12 protein-coding genes and 4 tRNA genes are annotated in these 17,631 nt (G+C 43.0%); 4 read left to right on the top strand and 12 right to left on the bottom strand.

From position 1 onward, the window contains the following. Nucleotides 1-476: 476 nt before the first annotated feature. The 9 genes from IE130_RS04805 to IE130_RS04845 form a co-directional block, all read right to left on the bottom strand. A tRNA-Thr gene (locus IE130_RS04805) sits at nt 477-551 on the bottom strand. Between the two features lie 119 nt (nt 552-670). After that, nucleotides 671-744, bottom strand: a tRNA-Gly gene (locus tag IE130_RS04810). Between the two features lie 81 nt (nt 745-825). Next, nucleotides 826-909 (bottom strand) — tRNA-Tyr (locus IE130_RS04815). Nucleotides 910-976: 67 nt separating this feature from the next. Further along, nucleotides 977-1,052, bottom strand: a tRNA-Thr gene (locus tag IE130_RS04820). 193 nt (nt 1,053-1,245) lie between these two features. Beyond that, a complete protein-coding gene (locus IE130_RS04825; RefSeq protein WP_189582600.1) occupies nt 1,246-2,742 on the bottom strand; it encodes an anthranilate synthase component I family protein in 1,497 nt (498 codons plus the stop codon). Between the two features lie 195 nt (nt 2,743-2,937). Continuing rightward, nucleotides 2,938-4,278, bottom strand: a complete 1,341-nt coding sequence (locus IE130_RS04830) for an FHA domain-containing protein (protein WP_189582603.1) — start codon at nt 4,276-4,278, stop codon at nt 2,938-2,940. A 79-nt stretch (nt 4,279-4,357) separates the two neighbouring features. Further along, on the bottom strand, nt 4,358-5,212 hold the full coding sequence (locus tag IE130_RS04835) for an RsiV family protein (RefSeq protein WP_189582606.1): 855 nt from the start codon (nt 5,210-5,212) through the stop codon (nt 4,358-4,360). A 330-nt stretch (nt 5,213-5,542) separates the two neighbouring features. Beyond that, complete coding sequence (locus IE130_RS04840; protein WP_010201724.1) at nt 5,543-7,138, bottom strand: peptide chain release factor 3; 1,596 nt, start codon at nt 7,136-7,138, stop codon at nt 5,543-5,545. 181 nt (nt 7,139-7,319) lie between these two features. Continuing rightward, on the bottom strand, nt 7,320-8,225 hold the full coding sequence (locus IE130_RS04845) for a hypothetical protein (RefSeq protein WP_189582609.1): 906 nt from the start codon (nt 8,223-8,225) through the stop codon (nt 7,320-7,322). A gap of 309 nt (nt 8,226-8,534) precedes the next feature. Between IE130_RS04845 and IE130_RS04850 the strand changes: the two genes are divergently transcribed. From IE130_RS04850 to IE130_RS04860, 3 genes are all read left to right on the top strand, one after another. Further along, entirely contained in the window at nt 8,535-8,948 is a 414-nt protein-coding gene (locus IE130_RS04850; protein ID WP_189582612.1) for an Ohr family peroxiredoxin, read from the top strand. A 476-nt stretch (nt 8,949-9,424) separates the two neighbouring features. Further along, nucleotides 9,425-12,403 carry a DNA polymerase I gene (gene polA / locus IE130_RS04855; RefSeq protein WP_189584048.1) on the top strand — a complete coding sequence of 993 codons (2,979 nt, stop codon included), beginning with the start codon at nt 9,425-9,427 and terminating at the stop codon, nt 12,401-12,403. 448 nt (nt 12,404-12,851) lie between these two features. After that, a complete protein-coding gene (locus IE130_RS04860) occupies nt 12,852-13,388 on the top strand; it encodes a hypothetical protein (RefSeq protein WP_189582615.1) in 537 nt (178 codons plus the stop codon). A gap of 51 nt (nt 13,389-13,439) precedes the next feature. Here the strand turns inward: IE130_RS04860 and IE130_RS04865 are convergent, their stop codons facing one another. After that, nucleotides 13,440-14,744 (bottom strand): right-handed parallel beta-helix repeat-containing protein, encoded by a 1,305-nt coding sequence (locus IE130_RS04865; RefSeq protein ID WP_189582618.1) that lies wholly within the window; start codon nt 14,742-14,744, stop codon nt 13,440-13,442. A 196-nt stretch (nt 14,745-14,940) separates the two neighbouring features. Between IE130_RS04865 and IE130_RS04870 the strand changes: the two genes are divergently transcribed. Further along, nucleotides 14,941-15,273 carry a hypothetical protein gene (locus IE130_RS04870; RefSeq protein WP_189582621.1) on the top strand — a complete coding sequence of 111 codons (333 nt, stop codon included), beginning with the start codon at nt 14,941-14,943 and terminating at the stop codon, nt 15,271-15,273. 101 nt (nt 15,274-15,374) lie between these two features. Here IE130_RS04870 and IE130_RS04875 read toward each other — a convergent pair whose 3' ends face one another. Together IE130_RS04875 and hemH are read right to left on the bottom strand one after the other, a co-directional pair. Further along, nucleotides 15,375-16,214, bottom strand: coding sequence for a BPSS1780 family membrane protein (locus IE130_RS04875; RefSeq protein ID WP_189582624.1), 840 nt, complete (start codon nt 16,212-16,214; stop codon nt 15,375-15,377). Between the two features lie 192 nt (nt 16,215-16,406). Further along, the gene (gene hemH / locus IE130_RS04880) at nt 16,407-17,426 is read right to left on the bottom strand and encodes a ferrochelatase (protein ID WP_189582626.1); all 1,020 of its coding nucleotides are present in this window, start codon (nt 17,424-17,426) and stop codon (nt 16,407-16,409) included. Between the last annotated feature and the right edge of the window lie 205 nt (nt 17,427-17,631).

Here is a 17,631-nt window from a genome sequence, read left to right on the forward strand (position 1 = left end):
TGACGTGTGGCTTGCTGCGTTCAAACTTGGCCTTTGCCATGGGTATTTCCTCTTTTTTTGGTGAATCTTTATCAGTCAAAGATCGATGAATAGCTGTTTGACGGCTTATGATGCGTACAAAACCATCAAACCGTTGACGCTATGGCTTATCTACTAAAAATTACTTTATCGTGTTGCTATTAAATGCTTTAGTACAATATAAACACCGTACTTTTATATGCAGGCATTATACCTACTTTTCAATCACTAGCTTTTCAAGCATTACACTGTATTATACAACATTGTCATTACAGTATTTTTTCGTGAATGCAATTGATTTAGAAATTGACAGCACTAAAAGGCAACACCTCAGTGTCACCCTTAAATTTTTATTTACCGTACCAATTTTTTATTGTTTTCAATATTCTATAATTTCGATATCGACATAAAGCGGTGTGTTAAAGTAGCAAAGCAAACATAAAAGGCTAAATAATAAATGGAGCTCATATCGAGAATTGAACTCGAGACCTCTCCCTTACCAAGGGAGTGCTCTACCGCTGAGCTATATGAGCATGCTTTTAACAACTACAGTAGCCAACCAGTGGGTTGCACTAAAAAAAATATCACGATACAGCAATAATATACTGACTGTCGTGATGAATGTTTAATAGTTTTTGCGATTGTGCCTATATGGAGCGGGTGGCGGGAATCGAACCCGCGTCATTAGCTTGGAAGGCTAAGGTGTTACCATTATACCACACCCGCATTTACTCTTCTGTAAGCTCACTCTAAGAAAGAGTGACTATATATCGAGTATGCTTGGCGCTATGACAAACTTAGAAAATATGGTGGTGGGAGAAGGATTCGAACCTTCGAAGCTTTCGCGACAGATTTACAGTCTGTTGGGTTTGACCGCTCCCCAATCCCACCTTAGGTTGCTTTGAATAAAAATGGCTTTAATTCAAGACATATTCATAAAAAGCTACTTTGAGAGAGATGGTGCCGACTGCCGGGATCGAACTGGCGACCTACTGATTACAAGTCAGTTGCTCTACCAACTGAGCTAAGTCGGCTTGTTCTCTCAAAGTGGTGGCTATTCTATCAAATATTTGGACAGACGCAAGCTCTTTTTCATGTTTTTTCCAATTATTTTAATAATAATATTCAAGACATTGATTATATTGCTATTTTTTTCAGATAAAAATTCAAGCTTGATGGCTCTTTATGCTTGCGACTCTTATTTTTGCGATACAACTGACAATATCGCTAACGAATATACAATCCATTACAGGCCATTTTTACCGCTTTTACCAATATAAGTGCTTTTTTATTGGTTTCATCCCACTTCGCCTCTGGTACAGAGTCGGCATTGATCCCTGCCCCTGCTTGGATATGTATTTGGCCACGGCGCATCACTGCTGTTCGGATAGCGATAGCCGTATCCATATTCCCATTCCAGCCCAGATATCCTACTGAGCCACCAAACACTGTTCGACGCACCGGCTCTATTTTGTCAATGATTTGCATGGCACGAATTTTAGGTGCACCTGATAATGTACCAGCAGGAAAGGTAGCGCAAAACACATCTAGCGTATCTTTATCAGGCAGCACCTTGCCCTCAACATTGGACACAATATGCATGACTTGTGAATAACGCTCGATAGACATCTTTTCAGTTATTTTCACGCTGCCATCTGTACAGACACGGCAAATATCCTCGCAGCTTAAATCAATGAACCTTAAATGCTCTGCAGTCTCTTTTTCATCGTTGAGTAGCTCTTGCTCGAATGCTAGGTCTTCTGCTTCATCTCGGCCACGTTTACGGGTACCAGCCAGTGGACGCACCGTCACTTTGCCGTTTTCGATACGTGACAGGCTTTCAGGAGAAGCGCCAATGATATCAAAACGCTTGTGATCATCAAGCGTATAGCCATGTACCAAAAATAAATAAGGTGATGGATTAAGGTATCGTAGCGCACGATAGACAGCCAGTGAGTCACCTGTATAATCCGCCGTCAAACGCTGTGATGCGACCACTTGCGTCACAGCGCCTTCTTCGATGTGAGCTTTTATCTTTTTGACGTCGCCAACATACTTTTCTACACTTGTCTGCGAGGTAAAAGCTGGAGTCGGCATAACTGGCGCAGATAAATTTGACGGCTCTGCCAACTTCTCTTCGATTTTTTCTAGCTCACGTATGGCCATGCTATAACCATCCTCAGCCTGACAATCAGCATAAACAATAATTGATAAAGTACTTTCTAAATTATCAAAGACAATGACGCTCATTGAGAGCATCAGCCACATATCTGGCATTAACATCGGATTAGGCGCATCAGACAAGCCTACACTAGGCTCAATGACCCGCACCATGTCATAGCCAAAGTAACCCACCAAACCGCCACTGAAGCTCGGTAATGTGGGAATATCTTTAACTGTTGGCATCTGGTACTGAGCCATTAACTGACGAATATATTCAAATGGATTTTCTACTGACTCGGTGTCCGTATGATCGTTTTTTTTGGTCGTCATACTACCGTCAGCATACTGTACAATCAGATCACTACCCAAGCCTATCATAGAGTATCGTGCCCAGCGCTCACCACCTACCACGGACTCAAACAGATAAGCAGAACCATTCAAATCACGTACTTTAGAGAATACCGACACGGGCGTTTGCGCATCCATCAAACGCTTTTTTACCAAAGGGGCATGACTAAAGCCTTGATTTTTGAAAGCTTGATATTCTACAAAGGTCATCATAGTAGCTGTCTCTTAACACAATATTGGCAAAAGGCCATAAATTTAAAAGCAATCTTAAAAAGAGAGTAAAAGTACAATTAAAATATAGCGTCAACACTCTCATGAACGTTGACGCTATAGAACGCTAGTTATAAGTATAAGGACGTTAGCCTTAATTCATCTGAGCATGACATGATGGACATGACAAAGCTTGGCTTATACACCGCCCATATTGAACAGCCATAGCGCTAAGCCAATGATAAGAATGACGGCAAACACCCATATAAACCAACCACCGCTGGGCTTCTTCTCTACGTATCCAGCATTGGCAGGGTTATCAACGGCTTGATCCATGGCATTATTACCTTCGGTACCGAGATCGTGAGCCTGTCCTAGATTGGCCGTACCTGAAAACTGAGCAGTTGCTGCTTGCTTAGCACGTAAGACATCCGGATCAGCCTCTTCCTGCAGTTCAGTTTTGGTGGTTTTGTCATGCTCTGCACGGTCTAATGCTGGTTGCTCGACAACGGGCTGTTTGGCTAAAGGCTTTTCAGTAGCTAAAGGCGTCTCAGCAACAGGCGTCTCAGTTATTGTTTCTTTAGGCATGACCTCTTTAGACATGGCATTCTCTTGCTCAGTAATGGGCGTCGGCTCGTCTAATGCGGCGGCAACTGGAGTCGCTTGCACAGGTGTGGTATCCACAGTATCTTTGGCGGTTAAGACTTCTTCAATCATCGTTTCTTTAACGACTGGAGTAGCTGCCTCATTAGCCTTATCAACCTTGCTTTCCGTAATATCCGCTGGTTGAACAGGTGTGCTATCCGAGCTATTCACTGATGACAACACATCTGCAATGATGGTTTCTTTCACGATAGGCTCAACCTCTACAGGCGGCTCAGGATGAACTTCTGGTGTATCAGTAGCCATCTCTGGTTTGTCAGCAACAGTCGGTGCTAGCTGCTCTTCTACGACGGGAGACGGACTAATCTCAGAGTCAATAGTTTTGGAAGCAACAGTTTCAGAATCAACACTGCTTGAATCGGCAACGCTAGACTCAGCATCATGGGTATTAGCATCATGGGTATTAACAGAATCTGATGCGAGAACTGGCGCAGCAGTAACATCAACGACAGGTTCGTGGTCGACTATCGGTTCTTCAGCGATGACTGGCTGCTCTACAGCTTCATCCACTACAGCCTCATTTACGACACTCAACGGCGTTACTCTGAAGGCAAAACTGGCAAAGCCAAGCGTATCATTGGCCTCAAGGTGCTTAGACTTATTGCTATCAATACGTTGCTCATTAATAAACGTCCCGTTAGAGGAGTCCAGATCTTTGACGTACAGCTTACCGTTTAGTACGCTCAGCACCGCGTGATTGCGTGATACTTCCTTGCTGCCAAGTACGACCTCATTATCACTACCACGCCCCACAGACAAGCTGTCGCTCACAGTTAGTGCCAGATCACCCAGCGCTACTGTTAAGGCGTTGAGACGCCAAGTATCTGTAACTGTTGACTCTGTTGTCGCTACTGTGTTTTCTATATCGCTCGTCATAACATCGCTCCTTAATTTATTATTAAATGTTCAATGGTTCTCTAAAATTTATGACTCATATTATTTCGGAATAAAACGGTTATTTGGGCATAAAACGCGGCTTGATCACACCACCAAGCTTACTGTAAGGGATACTTAAGACTGGCATCCCATAAGCATAAGGCCCAATAGAATAATGTTGATAGCGAATATCGACGCCTTTATCCGTCAATGTGACGTTATCACTCAGGGTAAATGGCCAGTTTTTCTCATAGCTGCTTAGGTCATTGTCGACCGTTTTTACCCATGTTTTATAAGCAGCGTAAGCTTGCGCCTCAAAACGTGATTTTTTGCCCGTCTGTAACATATCTGCCAGCTGGATTTGTTTTTTGCTGCTGGCATCGAATATTAAATACTCACTATAGGGCATGCCATGCGCGCCACCTGTAAACACATACGAGTTGATTTCAAACAACTCAAAATCACTCACATGCCCCAAATAATCAGGCGTGACCATCAAATTATACGACCCTGAACTGTCGTTTGGCATATCTATAAATTGTGAGCTTGCAAAGTCATCGATAGCTACCTTGACAATAGCTGGCGTTGCTCTGGTGTTAATAGATGCTGACTCAGTCGGTTTACTATTGACGACGAAATGATTGATACGGGCATTGGTAATATCGTTTATCCAATCATGATTGGTTTTGAGATACTTAATCTCAATCTCTGGACAATTCTGTCGTTCGGCACATTTCTCTTGCACATCGTTGGGCAACTCATAATCCAAATAATCGGTACTGCTAATGAGATTACCCGCATTAGCTGACAACCCTATTGCCCCAAATAGTAGGCCAGTCACTAACGTACCAACTCGGCGTAGACTGGTCGTTCTCATTACTAACGATTGGTTGGCTTTTGGTGTGGCGCTACTAGATTGAGGTGTGACTGTCATAATTCTTTCCATAAAAAAACAATGGCTAATAATATAATGGTTAATAATATTCTACCGTAACTACTGTGATGTATTGTTGAAACACTGTTTGTGTTTTTGAGGTATTAATCTTTTGAAGTACCAGTTTCAAAAGACTGGTTTCAGAGTACCAGTGTCAAAGTGCTAGTTTCAAGGTGCTAGTATCGATGTTTATGACTAGTATCGATGTTTATGAGAAGTAGCGATTTAATAATGGACTAAACGACAGGCAATAAAAAAGACACGGCTAGCGTGTCTTTTAAAAAATAGAAAATAGGTTTCAACCATTTACTCATACTTAAATAACAGATATTAATGCTCGCGAGTATTGCTAAAAGTCACTTCTGGATAACGATCTTGCATCAGCTGCAAGTTGACTCGCGATGGCGCAAGATAGGTCAGATAACCACCGCCATCGATTGATAACTGGTCGTGGGCTTTTTTCTTAAACTTAGCCAAGGCCACATCATCATCGCAATGGATCCAACGTACCGTTGCAATCGATACTGGCTCAAAAATACATTGAACCTTGTATTCTTCTTTGAGACGATGCGCGACCACTTCAAACTGTAGTACACCCACCGCGCCCAAGATTAAATCATTGTTAATCTGCGGCATGAAGACCTGTGTAGCGCCCTCTTCACTTAACTGCTGCAAGCCTTTTTGTAGAGCCTTGGACTTCAGAGGATCTTTTAGAACGACACGTCGAAACAATTCAGGGGCAAAATGAGGGATACCAGTAAAGTTTAGCTCCTCGCCTTCGGTAAAGCTATCACCGATAGAAATTGTCCCATGATTATGCAGACCAATAATATCACCCGGATAAGCTTCTTCTAGCGCTTCACGGTCACCGGCGAGAAAGGTCAGTGCATCCGCAATACGCACGTCTTTACCCAAGCGTACATGCTTCAGCTTCATGCCCTTTTCGTACTTACCTGAGCACACGCGTAAGAACGCAATGCGGTCACGATGACGCGGATCCATATTGGCCTGAATCTTAAAGACAAAACCTGTAAAATCCGTCTCAGAGGCTGAAACTTCACGCTCAGTAGTCGGATGGGCTTTTGGGGGCGGTGCATATTTCACAAGGGTATCGAGTACCATATTGACACCGAAGTTACCCAGTGCCGTACCGAACAATACTGGCGTCATCTCGCCCGCTAAAAATGCCTCTTCGCTAAAGTCTTCTAGCGCCATTTGTACCAGTTCAAGCGACTCTTCAAAAGCATCAAACATCAGCTTCCCAAGACGCTCGCGTATGTCCGGATAATCATAACCGTCACGGGTCTCAGAGACCGTCATCTTGCCGCCATTACCTTTTTCATAAAGGTAAGTCTTATTTTCAGTCAAATGATAGACGCCAACGAAATCCTGCCCCATACCAATCGGCCACGTCAACGGAATACACTTAATCTTAAGCACCGTTTCAATTTCACTCAGCAGCTCAAGCGGCTCACGAATCTGACGATCTAGCTTGTTCACAAATGAGATAATCGGTGTGTCACGCATGCGGCAAACTTCCATCAATTTGATGGTTCGTTCCTCAACGCCTTTCGCACCGTCAACCATCATTAGCGCGCTATCGACAGCGGTCAACGTACGATAGGTATCTTCACTAAAGTCGGCGTGACCCGGGGTGTCTAGTAGATTGACCATATGGTCTTGATAAGGGAACTGCATGACTGAAGTGGTGATAGAAATACCACGCTCCTGCTCCATACTCATCCAATCGGACGTGGCATGACGGTCAGTTTTGCGGCCTTTTACTTCGCCAACCACCTGAATCGCTTGACCCCATAGCAGCAGCTTTTCGGTCATGGTGGTCTTACCCGCATCGGGATGCGAGATAATGGCAAAGGTGCGGCGTTTGGCCACTTCTTTGTTCAATTTCTTTGGATCTACGCTCATAATTTTTGGCTTCAACCTTAACTTCAAAAAGGCTGTCTTTTAGACAGTAACTTTCTTTTGGGTATTAATTTCAATAAATAATGGGTGTATTGTAGCGGATTTAGCATGAGGGTGCAGAATTAGCGCATAAAAAAACACTCTCTAGATCGTTAAATAGAGAGTGTCAGTCATTTTTTGGAATTTAATAATAGCGCGTGATTTGCGCTGCCAAGAAGTCCCCTGCCACCTCATTGACTAGCGTACAGTCAACGACACCGCGCACACTGTTGGTATTCGGGTCAATGCGGCCTTGCGCCACATAATCGGCTTCATAAATATCATTATCATATTCAACACCATTGTATCGATAAGCAGGCTGGTTGTTAAACTCAAAAAACGTCACTTGCGCCGCTTTTTGGTCGTTGTCAAAACCCACCCCAAAGCGCGAGGTGCTAAAGTCTCTATCGTCGTTAAAACGTTCTTCAGCCGCGTCAATCCATCTGTTTAGCGTACTATAGCCCGTTTTATTACTGTCACTAAAGGCCAAAAACGAGCGCTCGCTAGTGACAACAGGAATATAACAAACCGAGCCAGCTGGGAACGTCACATTGGCTGGTATATCAGGATAGTTGTTCAAATCAGTAATGATGCCGCGACTGTTGTCTCTATTGGTGCCAGAACTATAACTACCAGCGTTCAAACCTGCTAAATCAAGGGTTTTATAGGTGGTCTCATAATTCAATTTATTGTTGCTGTTTGTCTCATAAATAGGACGTTTAACCGTGCGACCATTGACTTCAATATCGTTATTTTCCAGCCTGCCTTCAAAATCATCTGCCAGCACGGTTCTGTCTAAGTTATTAAGACTTTGGTTGTTGTAACTGTTGACCAGATTTTTTATTTTTATTTCACGTCCACCAGTACGGTAGGTCTGTTCGATTCGCGCAATAGCGCTCGCGTTGGCTTGGTTGTCATAGCTATTAGAAAAGCTCGTCAGCGTAATTTTATTGCCGCCTGAACCGTAGACACCGTCATCGTCTTCGCCGCATCCCACGAGTGCCATCGCGAGCAAGGATAAGGTCATAGGCAAAAATACTGTTGCTTTCATAATAAGGTGTCCTTACGGTTAAGGTGTTTTACACATCTCTGCTGATAATGTGGGTATAAAATTGGTATGAAAACCATGTTACTAGTTTACATCAATGTCGTCATGACTTATATATCTAAAGCCATTAATTGTGTAGCAGGGCTTATTGGTGAATGTTAAAAATATTCTCATTATCCATGCAAATGCTCACTTACAAAGTCGTAGCATATAGTTACGACTGACCTATGGAGCTAGGCGCATAGTTTGTTATGCTTAATGGCTGATTGAATTTAATAATTATATAAATAAACCAATTACAAAGGATGTGTTATGAAAACTCTATATTCTACTCAAGCAACCGTCACTGGCGGTCGTTCTGGTAAGGCTAGTCTGCAAGATAGTGATTTGACCATTAATATGGTCGCACCGGGTTCAGGCAAAGACGGTAATAATCCAGAGCAATTATTTGCCATGGGTTATGCGGCTTGCTTCGATGGCGCACTTGCGGCAGTCAAAGGCGAAGAAAAAGCAAAATTTGACTCGACCACTCAAGTATCGGTAGATTTACGTAAAGGTGAAGGTCTAGACTTTCAATTGGCGGTGAAAATTCATGTGGCTGCTGAAAACACTGAACTATCTGCTGATGAATTTCAAAAGCTGGTCGAAAAAGCCAATAAAGTTTGCCCATACTCGAAAGCCACACACGGTAATATCGATAGCGAAGTGACGTCAGAAGTAAAATAATTCCTGATCAATGACAGTATCAGTAATAGATATAAAAGAGCTCAGTTAACGCTGGGTTCTTTTTTTTCTCAAATTTTGGCCAAAAAATAATAACGCTATAGTGGATTCACTTTAAAACAGATACAGTGCGACTGGGATGAATTTTTCGTAGCCTCTGTGATAGCAGCAAGCAAGGAAAATTTATACCAGTCGCACCTAACTAGTAATGTATCGATTTTATTCTGAACTGACTATATAGTGAGTGCAAAGTAGTATCGAACCATCACGCACTGCTGATATCAATTTTTCTTGCTTGCTGTGCCTGCGCAGACAGAGGCGACAAAAAATTGATATCAGCCATACCGTCGTGTTTTTAGAATATTTTAACTATAGAACCTATCATAACTTTTAAGCAGTTCGGCACACGTCATTTTTATCGTTATAATAAGCACATATTTCTATCTAATAGCTGATAAGTGACTTCTATGACTGATCCTATGACCGACTCCATTACCGACTCCATTACCGACAGTGACCACAACTCCCATCAAGCGATTGATCCTGCCGCTTTGCCAAACTTTGATACCATGCCCAATGTAGCGACCATGGACACCAGTCATGTGGACAGCAATCAGCCCCCTTTTATTTTGGTTGATGGCTCTTACTATCTGTTTCGCACTTATCATGCCTTACCAAAGACCATGCAAAACTCGCAAGGCCTGATAACCAATGCTATCCGTGGCACGCTCAATGCGTTACTCAAGCTGATGCGTCGTTATCATCCCACTCATATGGCGGTTTGCTTTGATACCAAGTCACCGACTTTTCGTCACCATATGTCTGCTGATTATAAAGCAGCTCGCCCGCCCATCGACATAGAGCTGGTAGAGCAGATTCCTTATATCCATCGCTTGGTGATCGCATTAGGTATTCCGCTGTTACGTATCGAGGGTGCAGAAGCCGATGACATCATCGGGACACTGGCGCATCGTGCAGTTGAACAAGGCCATCATGTGGTCATCTCAACTGGCGATAAAGACATGATGCAGCTGGTTAATGACTGCGTCATATTGGAAGACAGCTTTACTGGCAAAGTCACGGACACTCAAGCGGTCGTAGACAAACTTGGTATCACGCCAAACCAAATGATTGATTTTTTGACCTTGATGGGTGATGCCTCAGACGGTATCAAAGGCGTCCCTGGTATCGGTAAAAAAACAGCAAAAGACCTGCTCGTTGAGTATGGCGATATCGGCAATATGTTAAAGCATATTGGTTTTATCAAAGGTCGCGGTGCCAAAGGTTTAATTGAACACGCTGACGATATTCCGTTTAATAGGAAGCTTGCCACCATCGTGACAGACTTAGCTATCGGTCAAGATTGGAACGATCTGAAAATCAATACCGATCCTTGTGCTCATATAGACGAATTACGCGAATTGTATAATGAGCTTGAGTTTAGAAACGAGCTAGCGTCTCTTGACCACCCAAATCATCCTGCAAATGGCTCGCAGAGTGTCGCTGACAGTCAAGCAAACACGGAATCACAAGCGCAAATCGCTAAGTCGCTACAATCAAGCAAGATGGATAATATAACTGACAGCCAAAATCCTGATAGAGCGTGGCACACGATTTTAGACGAGCCTGCTTTTGACAGCTTAGTTAAATTGTTAGAATCTGCGCCACATTTTGTCATTGATACCGAGACCACTAGCGTTTATTGGCGTCAAGCCGAAATCGTCGGTCTATCCTTTGCTGTGCAAGCACATGAAGCGTACTACATTCCGCTGATGCATAGTCTAGAAGGTGACGAGCTAACGGCTAAACAGCTCGACCGTGATACCGTTTTGACACGCTTAAAACCAATTTTGGAAAACCCAAACATCGGTAAAATCGGTCAACACCTAAAATACGATGCGCATATTCTCAGTCATTATGATATCGACTTGTTAGGTAGCATTCATGCCAGTCCTAATAATTGGGCGATGGATACCATGCTTGCCAGCTACGTGATTAATGCAGCGGCCACTCGCCACGGTATGGATGATTTGGCTCGTCATTATCTACAAACGCAGACTATTAGCTTTGAGGAGGTCGCGGGTAAAGGCGCTAAGCAAGTTACGTTCGACCAAGTCGCCATCGATATCGCCAGTGACTATGCTTGTGAAGATGCTGACATTACCTATCAATTATTTGAGGTGTTTAGCGTTGAGCTGGCGAACGATGCCAATAATACCAAGCTGCTACATGAGTTAGAGATTCCAACGGCAGAGATACTTTGTCAAATGGAAGCAAATGGCATTTTAATTAAACGCCCATTCTTAAACGAATTATCAAAACGCTTCGATGAAGAAATTATCGCGCTTGAAAAACAGGCTTATGAAATCGCTGGCGAAGAATTTAACTTAGGCTCACCTAAGCAGCTCGGCGAAATGTTATTTGAGAAACTCGGTGTTCCGGGTGGCAAAAAGACCAAATCCGGTCAATACTCTACTGGTGAAGCCATACTATCGAAAATTGATCACCCATTGGTCGATATAACCTTAGAATATCGCGGACTATCTAAACTAAAGAGCACTTATACCGATGCGCTGGATAATGTCGCAGATAGCGAAACTGATCGTGTGCATACCAGCTATCACCAAGCATTGACCAGCACGGGTCGTTTGTCTTCGACTGATCCCAATTTACAAAATATCCCGATTCGTACGGCAACTGGTCGCCTAATTCGCCAAGCCTTTATCGCACCAGAAGGTCGCGTGATTCTCGCAGCGGATTATTCACAAATCGAATTGCGTCTCATGGCGCATTTTTCAGGCGATAAGAACTTAACTGACGCCTTTAACGAAGGGTTAGATATTCATGCTGCGACTGCCGCCGAAGTGCTTGGCAAAGAGGTCGCAGATGTTACGCCAACTGAGCGCCGTAACGCCAAAGCCATCAATTTTGGACTACTGTATGGCATGAGTGCCTTTGGACTTGCCAAGCAGCTACAAATGAGCCGCAATGAGGCGCAAGACTATATCGACATGTACTTTGATCGCTATCCGGGTGTGAAAAACTATATGATCAATACTCGTGCCAGTGCCCATGAGCAAGGCTATGTCGAGACGATATTGGGTCGTAAACTCTATACCCCTGATATCACCCATAGCAACCGCATGGTTAAGCAAGGCGCTGAACGTGCTGCGATTAATGCGCCACTACAAGGCTCAGCTGCTGATTTGATTAAGCTTGCTATGATTGCCGTCGATAAGGTATTGCCAAAAGAGCAAGCTAAAATGCTGCTACAAGTCCATGATGAACTGGTGTTCGAAGTCGATGCCGATAAGGTCGATGAGATTAGCCAGTTGATTACCGATGCAATGCAAGATGTCTTGAGGACGACAGCCGTGGAAAAAGGCTGGAACGTCGACTTTGCAGTGCCATTATTGGTCGAGACCGATAGTGGTCAAAACTGGGATGAGGCGCATTAATTACAGACTGTCACTCGCTTAGACTTGAGATAAGTGGTCTTTAAATGCTTAGAAAAAGTAAAGATTTCTAATAATCAAGACTACAATGAATGATTAGGGCGTGTCTTCATTTCAAAAATGGTGATAAAAATGAGATAAATTGCCGTCAAACAAGAAAAATAGTGCAGATAATATCGGGATATTAACCAGCTATTTGACGATGTTTGGCAAGATTTAGCCATTTTTAGCCCATTCAGATGACTATCGAGTGAATTGAAGACACGCCCTAACTATTATTCGTATTAACAATCACTTATGACCAGTTGGTTATATTTTATAACGGTAATATCTCAGTGTAGGCGTTATAATGGTGGCACATTAAATCATAATTATTCATTCATTATTTTTTGCTTTGAAGTGAGCCTTTGCGCTCACTTTTTTGTTTTTAAAAAATCGGGAGTCATTTATTTTGAGTTCAGATGGCATCATTGAAGCCCCTGGCATTATACTGTTGATAGCATGTTTATTGCGCAGCTCGCAGTATGTTATACAGAGCCATGTCAGACAAATTAAGGCTTTTTGGTTGGCAACGGTGCTGGTTTTTGTCGCTGTTATTCGTCGAGAGTTGAACTATCTACCAGATTTACTGGTTCCCAGTGATTTTTCATTTCTCAATCAGTCTTATGACTGGTGGGAAGACAGTGTACTGACCCTTATTTACCTCGTTGCGCTTGGCTTATTGGCTTATTCGAGGCGTTACCTTTGGGCAGTGTTGAAGAACGTTCATGTCTCACTCTATCTCAGTGTCACTGTATTGGCTGTGATACAGTATATGGGAGAGAACGCTATCATGTTCCCTCACGCTTTTGGTGGGATAGTTGAAGAGCTCGCTGAAACCATGATATATATCATCGCCTTGCTGTACTTATGGAAGTTTACATTAAGCGACTTTGAATCCTGCCTGTTGCACAAGTTAAATGATGAATTGAGCCACGCCAATCACTAAAACTGTCAGTGCAGTGTTTATGGTCTATCAATGTTGCTTAAATATCTACGGCTACTCAATATGGGTAGCCGTTTTGCTTGCAGCGCTAATCTGAATAGCTTGTTCGATAGATTTATCGATAAAGGTATTGTTTTTAATCTGCGTATTTATTATTGCTCCGACTGTGCTTTGTTCACGAATCTCAGAACCAACACTGATAGGTAAGCGGACGTTTGCTGCGAACTTATTGCCCTTAATCAGCGTGCCGTCATCCTCTACGATAATCCCCTGCTCGACTTGCTCAAAACGGTTATTAATGATCTGATTGTCTTTAGCACTGTCTAAATGGTAGCTGGCAAATGGCGTTTGCTTAACCAAATAAGCACCGCATTCAAAACCTTTGAGATTGCGCGACTGTCTGGATGCCACCCACACACCAACTGGCTCATCTTCAAAAATATTGTTGGCGATAATATTGTCACGGCTCGATTCAGTACGTTTAAAATGATTGCCCCGCGTCGGGTCATCGGCGTGCTCAAAGCAATTGCGATATAACAATATACTGCCTGCGCCATTATGGATAAATTGATTGTTTTCGATACGATTGTTGCTCGATGAATCGACGGCGATAGCTTCACGATTGGGTTTAAACGTACGAAAACCATTCCCGACGAACACAGAGTTTTTAATCGCGTTATCGCGACTACCAAACTCTAAATAGAGCCCAACGGTGCCTGCGTTTTGGATATGCACTTTATCAAAAGTGATGTCATGCACATGATCGCCAACGAACATCCCACTATTGATACTATTGCGACTGCTGACATTAATGACGCGAATACTATTTGGAGCAAGGGCACGGTTGGCAGCAGGATGAATAAAGCCACGCGCGTAACGCTGATTGGGATTGCTATATTGGCGAATGTGCAGCGCATGACCGTAGCCCTCCACATGACAATTGGCCACTGCAATATTGTCGATAGCCACATCCGCTTCAGGCTTAATGGTAATAGCACTGGCCTTTGATGGGTCATCAGCCGTGGTACTAAGCAGTGCGCCTCGACAGTCGAGTGAGCTGTTTGAGTGGTTCAGCTCAAAGCGTATCGACTTGCCTGTCAAATCACAGCCGTTACTGAGTGCGCTATGACCTTTTACCGTCACTGTCTGCTTAGGTTTCAATGGTGCACAATTTATTATCGTCGTAGCTTTTGGTAGCTTGGCATCGATTATAAGCGGCGGCTGTACATGACTCGTTTCTCTCATACCCTCAGGATTAATAAAAGGCAAACGTTCGCAAGCTGTCATGCCTACCGTGACACCCATCAATGAGGCTGTTATTAACGAGAATGTGAGTAAACCCTTCTTGCTGGCTACCATTAAGCACCTCTTATTTATTGTCCGTCTTACATTTTTTGAACATCCTGTGACACCTTACTACTATCAGTAGCTATCATAACGCGTCACACTAACTTTGATAAATGAATCTTGATAAACAAAATCAACAATAACAGCTGATAACTATCTAATAATAACCACCGACCTAATAATAACCGCCAATAATAAGGAAACCATTATGGACAATTCAAAGAGTCCGCTACCAGAAAATATGGATCACATTGAAGGTGATACAAACATCAATGATAACAGTCAAGAAGTGAATCTAGACAATCCTATGCTGCACACGATTGATAATGATGATGTGATTGACAATAGTGCTGGGTTTGATAATTCAGAAGTCGGTACAGATGCCACGCAAGGATTAACGCCCATGCACCGCCAAAATATCGACGAATCACGTGTCGATGAAGTCTTGGTTCAAGACAATTTAGATGACAGTGATTATCCAGATGCGATGGATATCGCTGATAGAGAGGCAGCAGAACGTAGTAACGATGACTCTTTTTAGGATAACTATTCAGTCATAAAAAATCCCGCTCGATAGCATTGAGCGGGATTTTTTGTTTCTTAGAAGGTGCTTAAGTTTTAACGTTTTATCAAATTCAAAAACTACACTGCTGACACTGGCTGATCGGTCCAAACGTCACGGTAGCTGGTGTAGTAAGTGAGCAACATAATTGGCAGTATTAAAAATACACCCAGTCCCAAGGTCAGCATAGTCAGGATAGGTAACAACAACACTGATATTAAACCATACACTAAAATAGGCACGACATTAACTTTGCCTGCTTCAAAGCTTTTTTTCATGGCGGCAATGGGGTCGAGGTCATGTAGTACCACTAACGCTGGCGCAAACCACAGTGCCATATAAAGGGGGATTATCAGTAGCATAGACAACAGATAACCAAGGAAAATACTTCCTAGAGAAATATCATTCATCATTCCGTAACTACTACCCATACCGCCTGTCATCATAGAAAACATCATACTACCCATAGCGATAAACAGCGGAATCATACAAATAATAATACCCACTAAATATAATAAGCCAAGGATTAGCAAGGGCTGCCAATGGCTTTTAAATGCTGAAAATAGATGGTCAAAACGCAGCTCTGCCCCTTGCGATTGAGCTGCTGCACCTTTAATAAAGCCCCCAAGAAACATAAACAGAGTCGGTATGATCAGGATATTTAATAAAGGTATTGAAGAAGCAATGCCAACGATCACTAGAAATGTCACACTCATGCCAAACCATAATAATGGTTGATCTTTAAACAGTCCAAACGCTTTAACAATCCAGCTCATGCCAGCCGCTGCATCACATTTTCTTGGATTTGCCAATAACTGCGGTAATAGGCCGCCATACTCATCAGTTGGCGGTAAGTTCGGTGGTTGGCCGTTAGGTTTTTGTAGAGACACATTGGATTGTGAAGAGTTAGAGCTGGACATAGTCATCCTTAAAGATAAAGTTAAGCAAATATAAAGCTAGCAAAGGTTTTAAATAGTTGTTTGGCATATTCTCACACATTGATAACGAATACCCCAACTTTATTTCATTCTAGTCAATTCAATTAAAACCATTTAGGCAAAAAAATACCGGATGCTATGTCCGGTATTTTTTTGATTTGCAAATTTAATCAATTAAGCCCAACCATCCAGCGTGCCTGCCCAGCCTTTGACCAATGGCGCACTCATAGCTTCTAACAAATCTATGTGCGCCTCATCAGCATTCAGCGCTGGAATATAGTGATACTCTTGCCCGCCAGCATGAAGAAAGTTCTCACGGTTCTCAATCGCCAATTCTTCTAAGGTTTCTAGACAATCCGCTGAGAACGCTGGACTGAGAATTTGTACTGATTTTACACCTGATTTAGCCCATTCATCGAGTATGACGTCGGTATAAGGCTTAACCCATTCTTGCTTACCAAAGCGTGACTGAAAGCTGATAATCCATTCATCATCTTTTAGGCCAAGCGCTTGTGCCACTTGCGCTGCGGTACATTTACAACGTCTAGGATAAGGGTCGCCTTTATCCATATACGGCTGCGGAATACCGTGAAAACTAAACATAAGCTTGTCAGGTTTGCCATGTACCGCTTGAAAGCGACGAATACTATCCGCTAATGCTTTGATATATAAAGGATGCGCGAAGTAGTCTTTAACTATCGTAATATTAGGCAAGTTACGCTGCTTTAGAGACCATTTAGTAATGGCATCGTACACTGCACCCGTTGAAGTCGCTGAATACTGTGGAAATACGGGTAACATCACAAAGTGGTCAACGCCCTCGCTACGCAGTTTGTCCATCACATCGGGCAAACCTGGATTACCATAGCTCATTGCAGAATGGACAGAAACGCGAAATGGTGCAGCCTGCTCAGCCAAACGCGTATCTAACATCGCTACTTGTTGGTTCAGGATATTGCGCATTGGCGAGTCACCATCCCAAATACTGGCATAAGCTTCTGCCACGCGTTTAGGACGGCTTGGCAACACAAACAGATTCAGGATAATCGCCCACAGGAATTTCGGAATCTCGATCACACGCGGGTCTGATAAAAACTGCTTTAGGTAGCGACGTACCGCAGGCGCTGTCGGCTCATCAGGCGTACCAAGGTTGACCAATAGAACAGCAATACGTGGGGGCAGTTTTGGTTTCATAAAGTACTATTTTATTATTAGGTTGATTAAAAAAGAATATAGGATAAACGATTATTAGTGTAGCATTTTATAGCGCGATAACGCATGGTAAAAGTAGCAACCCTACAATTTGATACGCACTGAGTTTTTACTGTGCGCGAAAGACTCAACTCGAAGGTTGTGCTCATCCACGCATCGCCATACAATAGGCAAGCATATTGCCGTC

It is taken from the genome of Psychrobacter glaciei (genome assembly GCF_014652895.1).
Taxonomy (GTDB): Bacteria; Pseudomonadota; Gammaproteobacteria; order Pseudomonadales; family Moraxellaceae; genus Psychrobacter; species Psychrobacter glaciei.

Coding starts and splice junctions, on each gene's coding strand:
- IE130_RS04825 (WP_189582600.1), bottom strand. CDS start 2,742: ATGATGACCTTTGTAGAATATCAAGCTTTCAAAAATCAAGGCTTTAGT.
- IE130_RS04830 (WP_189582603.1), bottom strand. CDS start 4,278: ATGACGAGCGATATAGAAAACACAGTAGCGACAACAGAGTCAACAGTT.
- IE130_RS04835 (WP_189582606.1), bottom strand. CDS start 5,212: ATGACAGTCACACCTCAATCTAGTAGCGCCACACCAAAAGCCAACCAA.
- IE130_RS04840 (WP_010201724.1), bottom strand. CDS start 7,138: ATGAGCGTAGATCCAAAGAAATTGAACAAAGAAGTGGCCAAACGCCGC.
- IE130_RS04845 (WP_189582609.1), bottom strand. CDS start 8,225: ATGAAAGCAACAGTATTTTTGCCTATGACCTTATCCTTGCTCGCGATG.
- IE130_RS04850 (WP_189582612.1), top strand. CDS start 8,535: ATGAAAACTCTATATTCTACTCAAGCAACCGTCACTGGCGGTCGTTCT.
- polA (WP_189584048.1), top strand. CDS start 9,425: ATGACCGACTCCATTACCGACTCCATTACCGACAGTGACCACAACTCC.
- IE130_RS04865 (WP_189582618.1), bottom strand. CDS start 14,744: ATGGTAGCCAGCAAGAAGGGTTTACTCACATTCTCGTTAATAACAGCC.
- IE130_RS04870 (WP_189582621.1), top strand. CDS start 14,941: ATGGACAATTCAAAGAGTCCGCTACCAGAAAATATGGATCACATTGAA.
- IE130_RS04875 (WP_189582624.1), bottom strand. CDS start 16,214: ATGTCCAGCTCTAACTCTTCACAATCCAATGTGTCTCTACAAAAACCT.
- hemH (WP_189582626.1), bottom strand. CDS start 17,426: ATGAAACCAAAACTGCCCCCACGTATTGCTGTTCTATTGGTCAACCTT.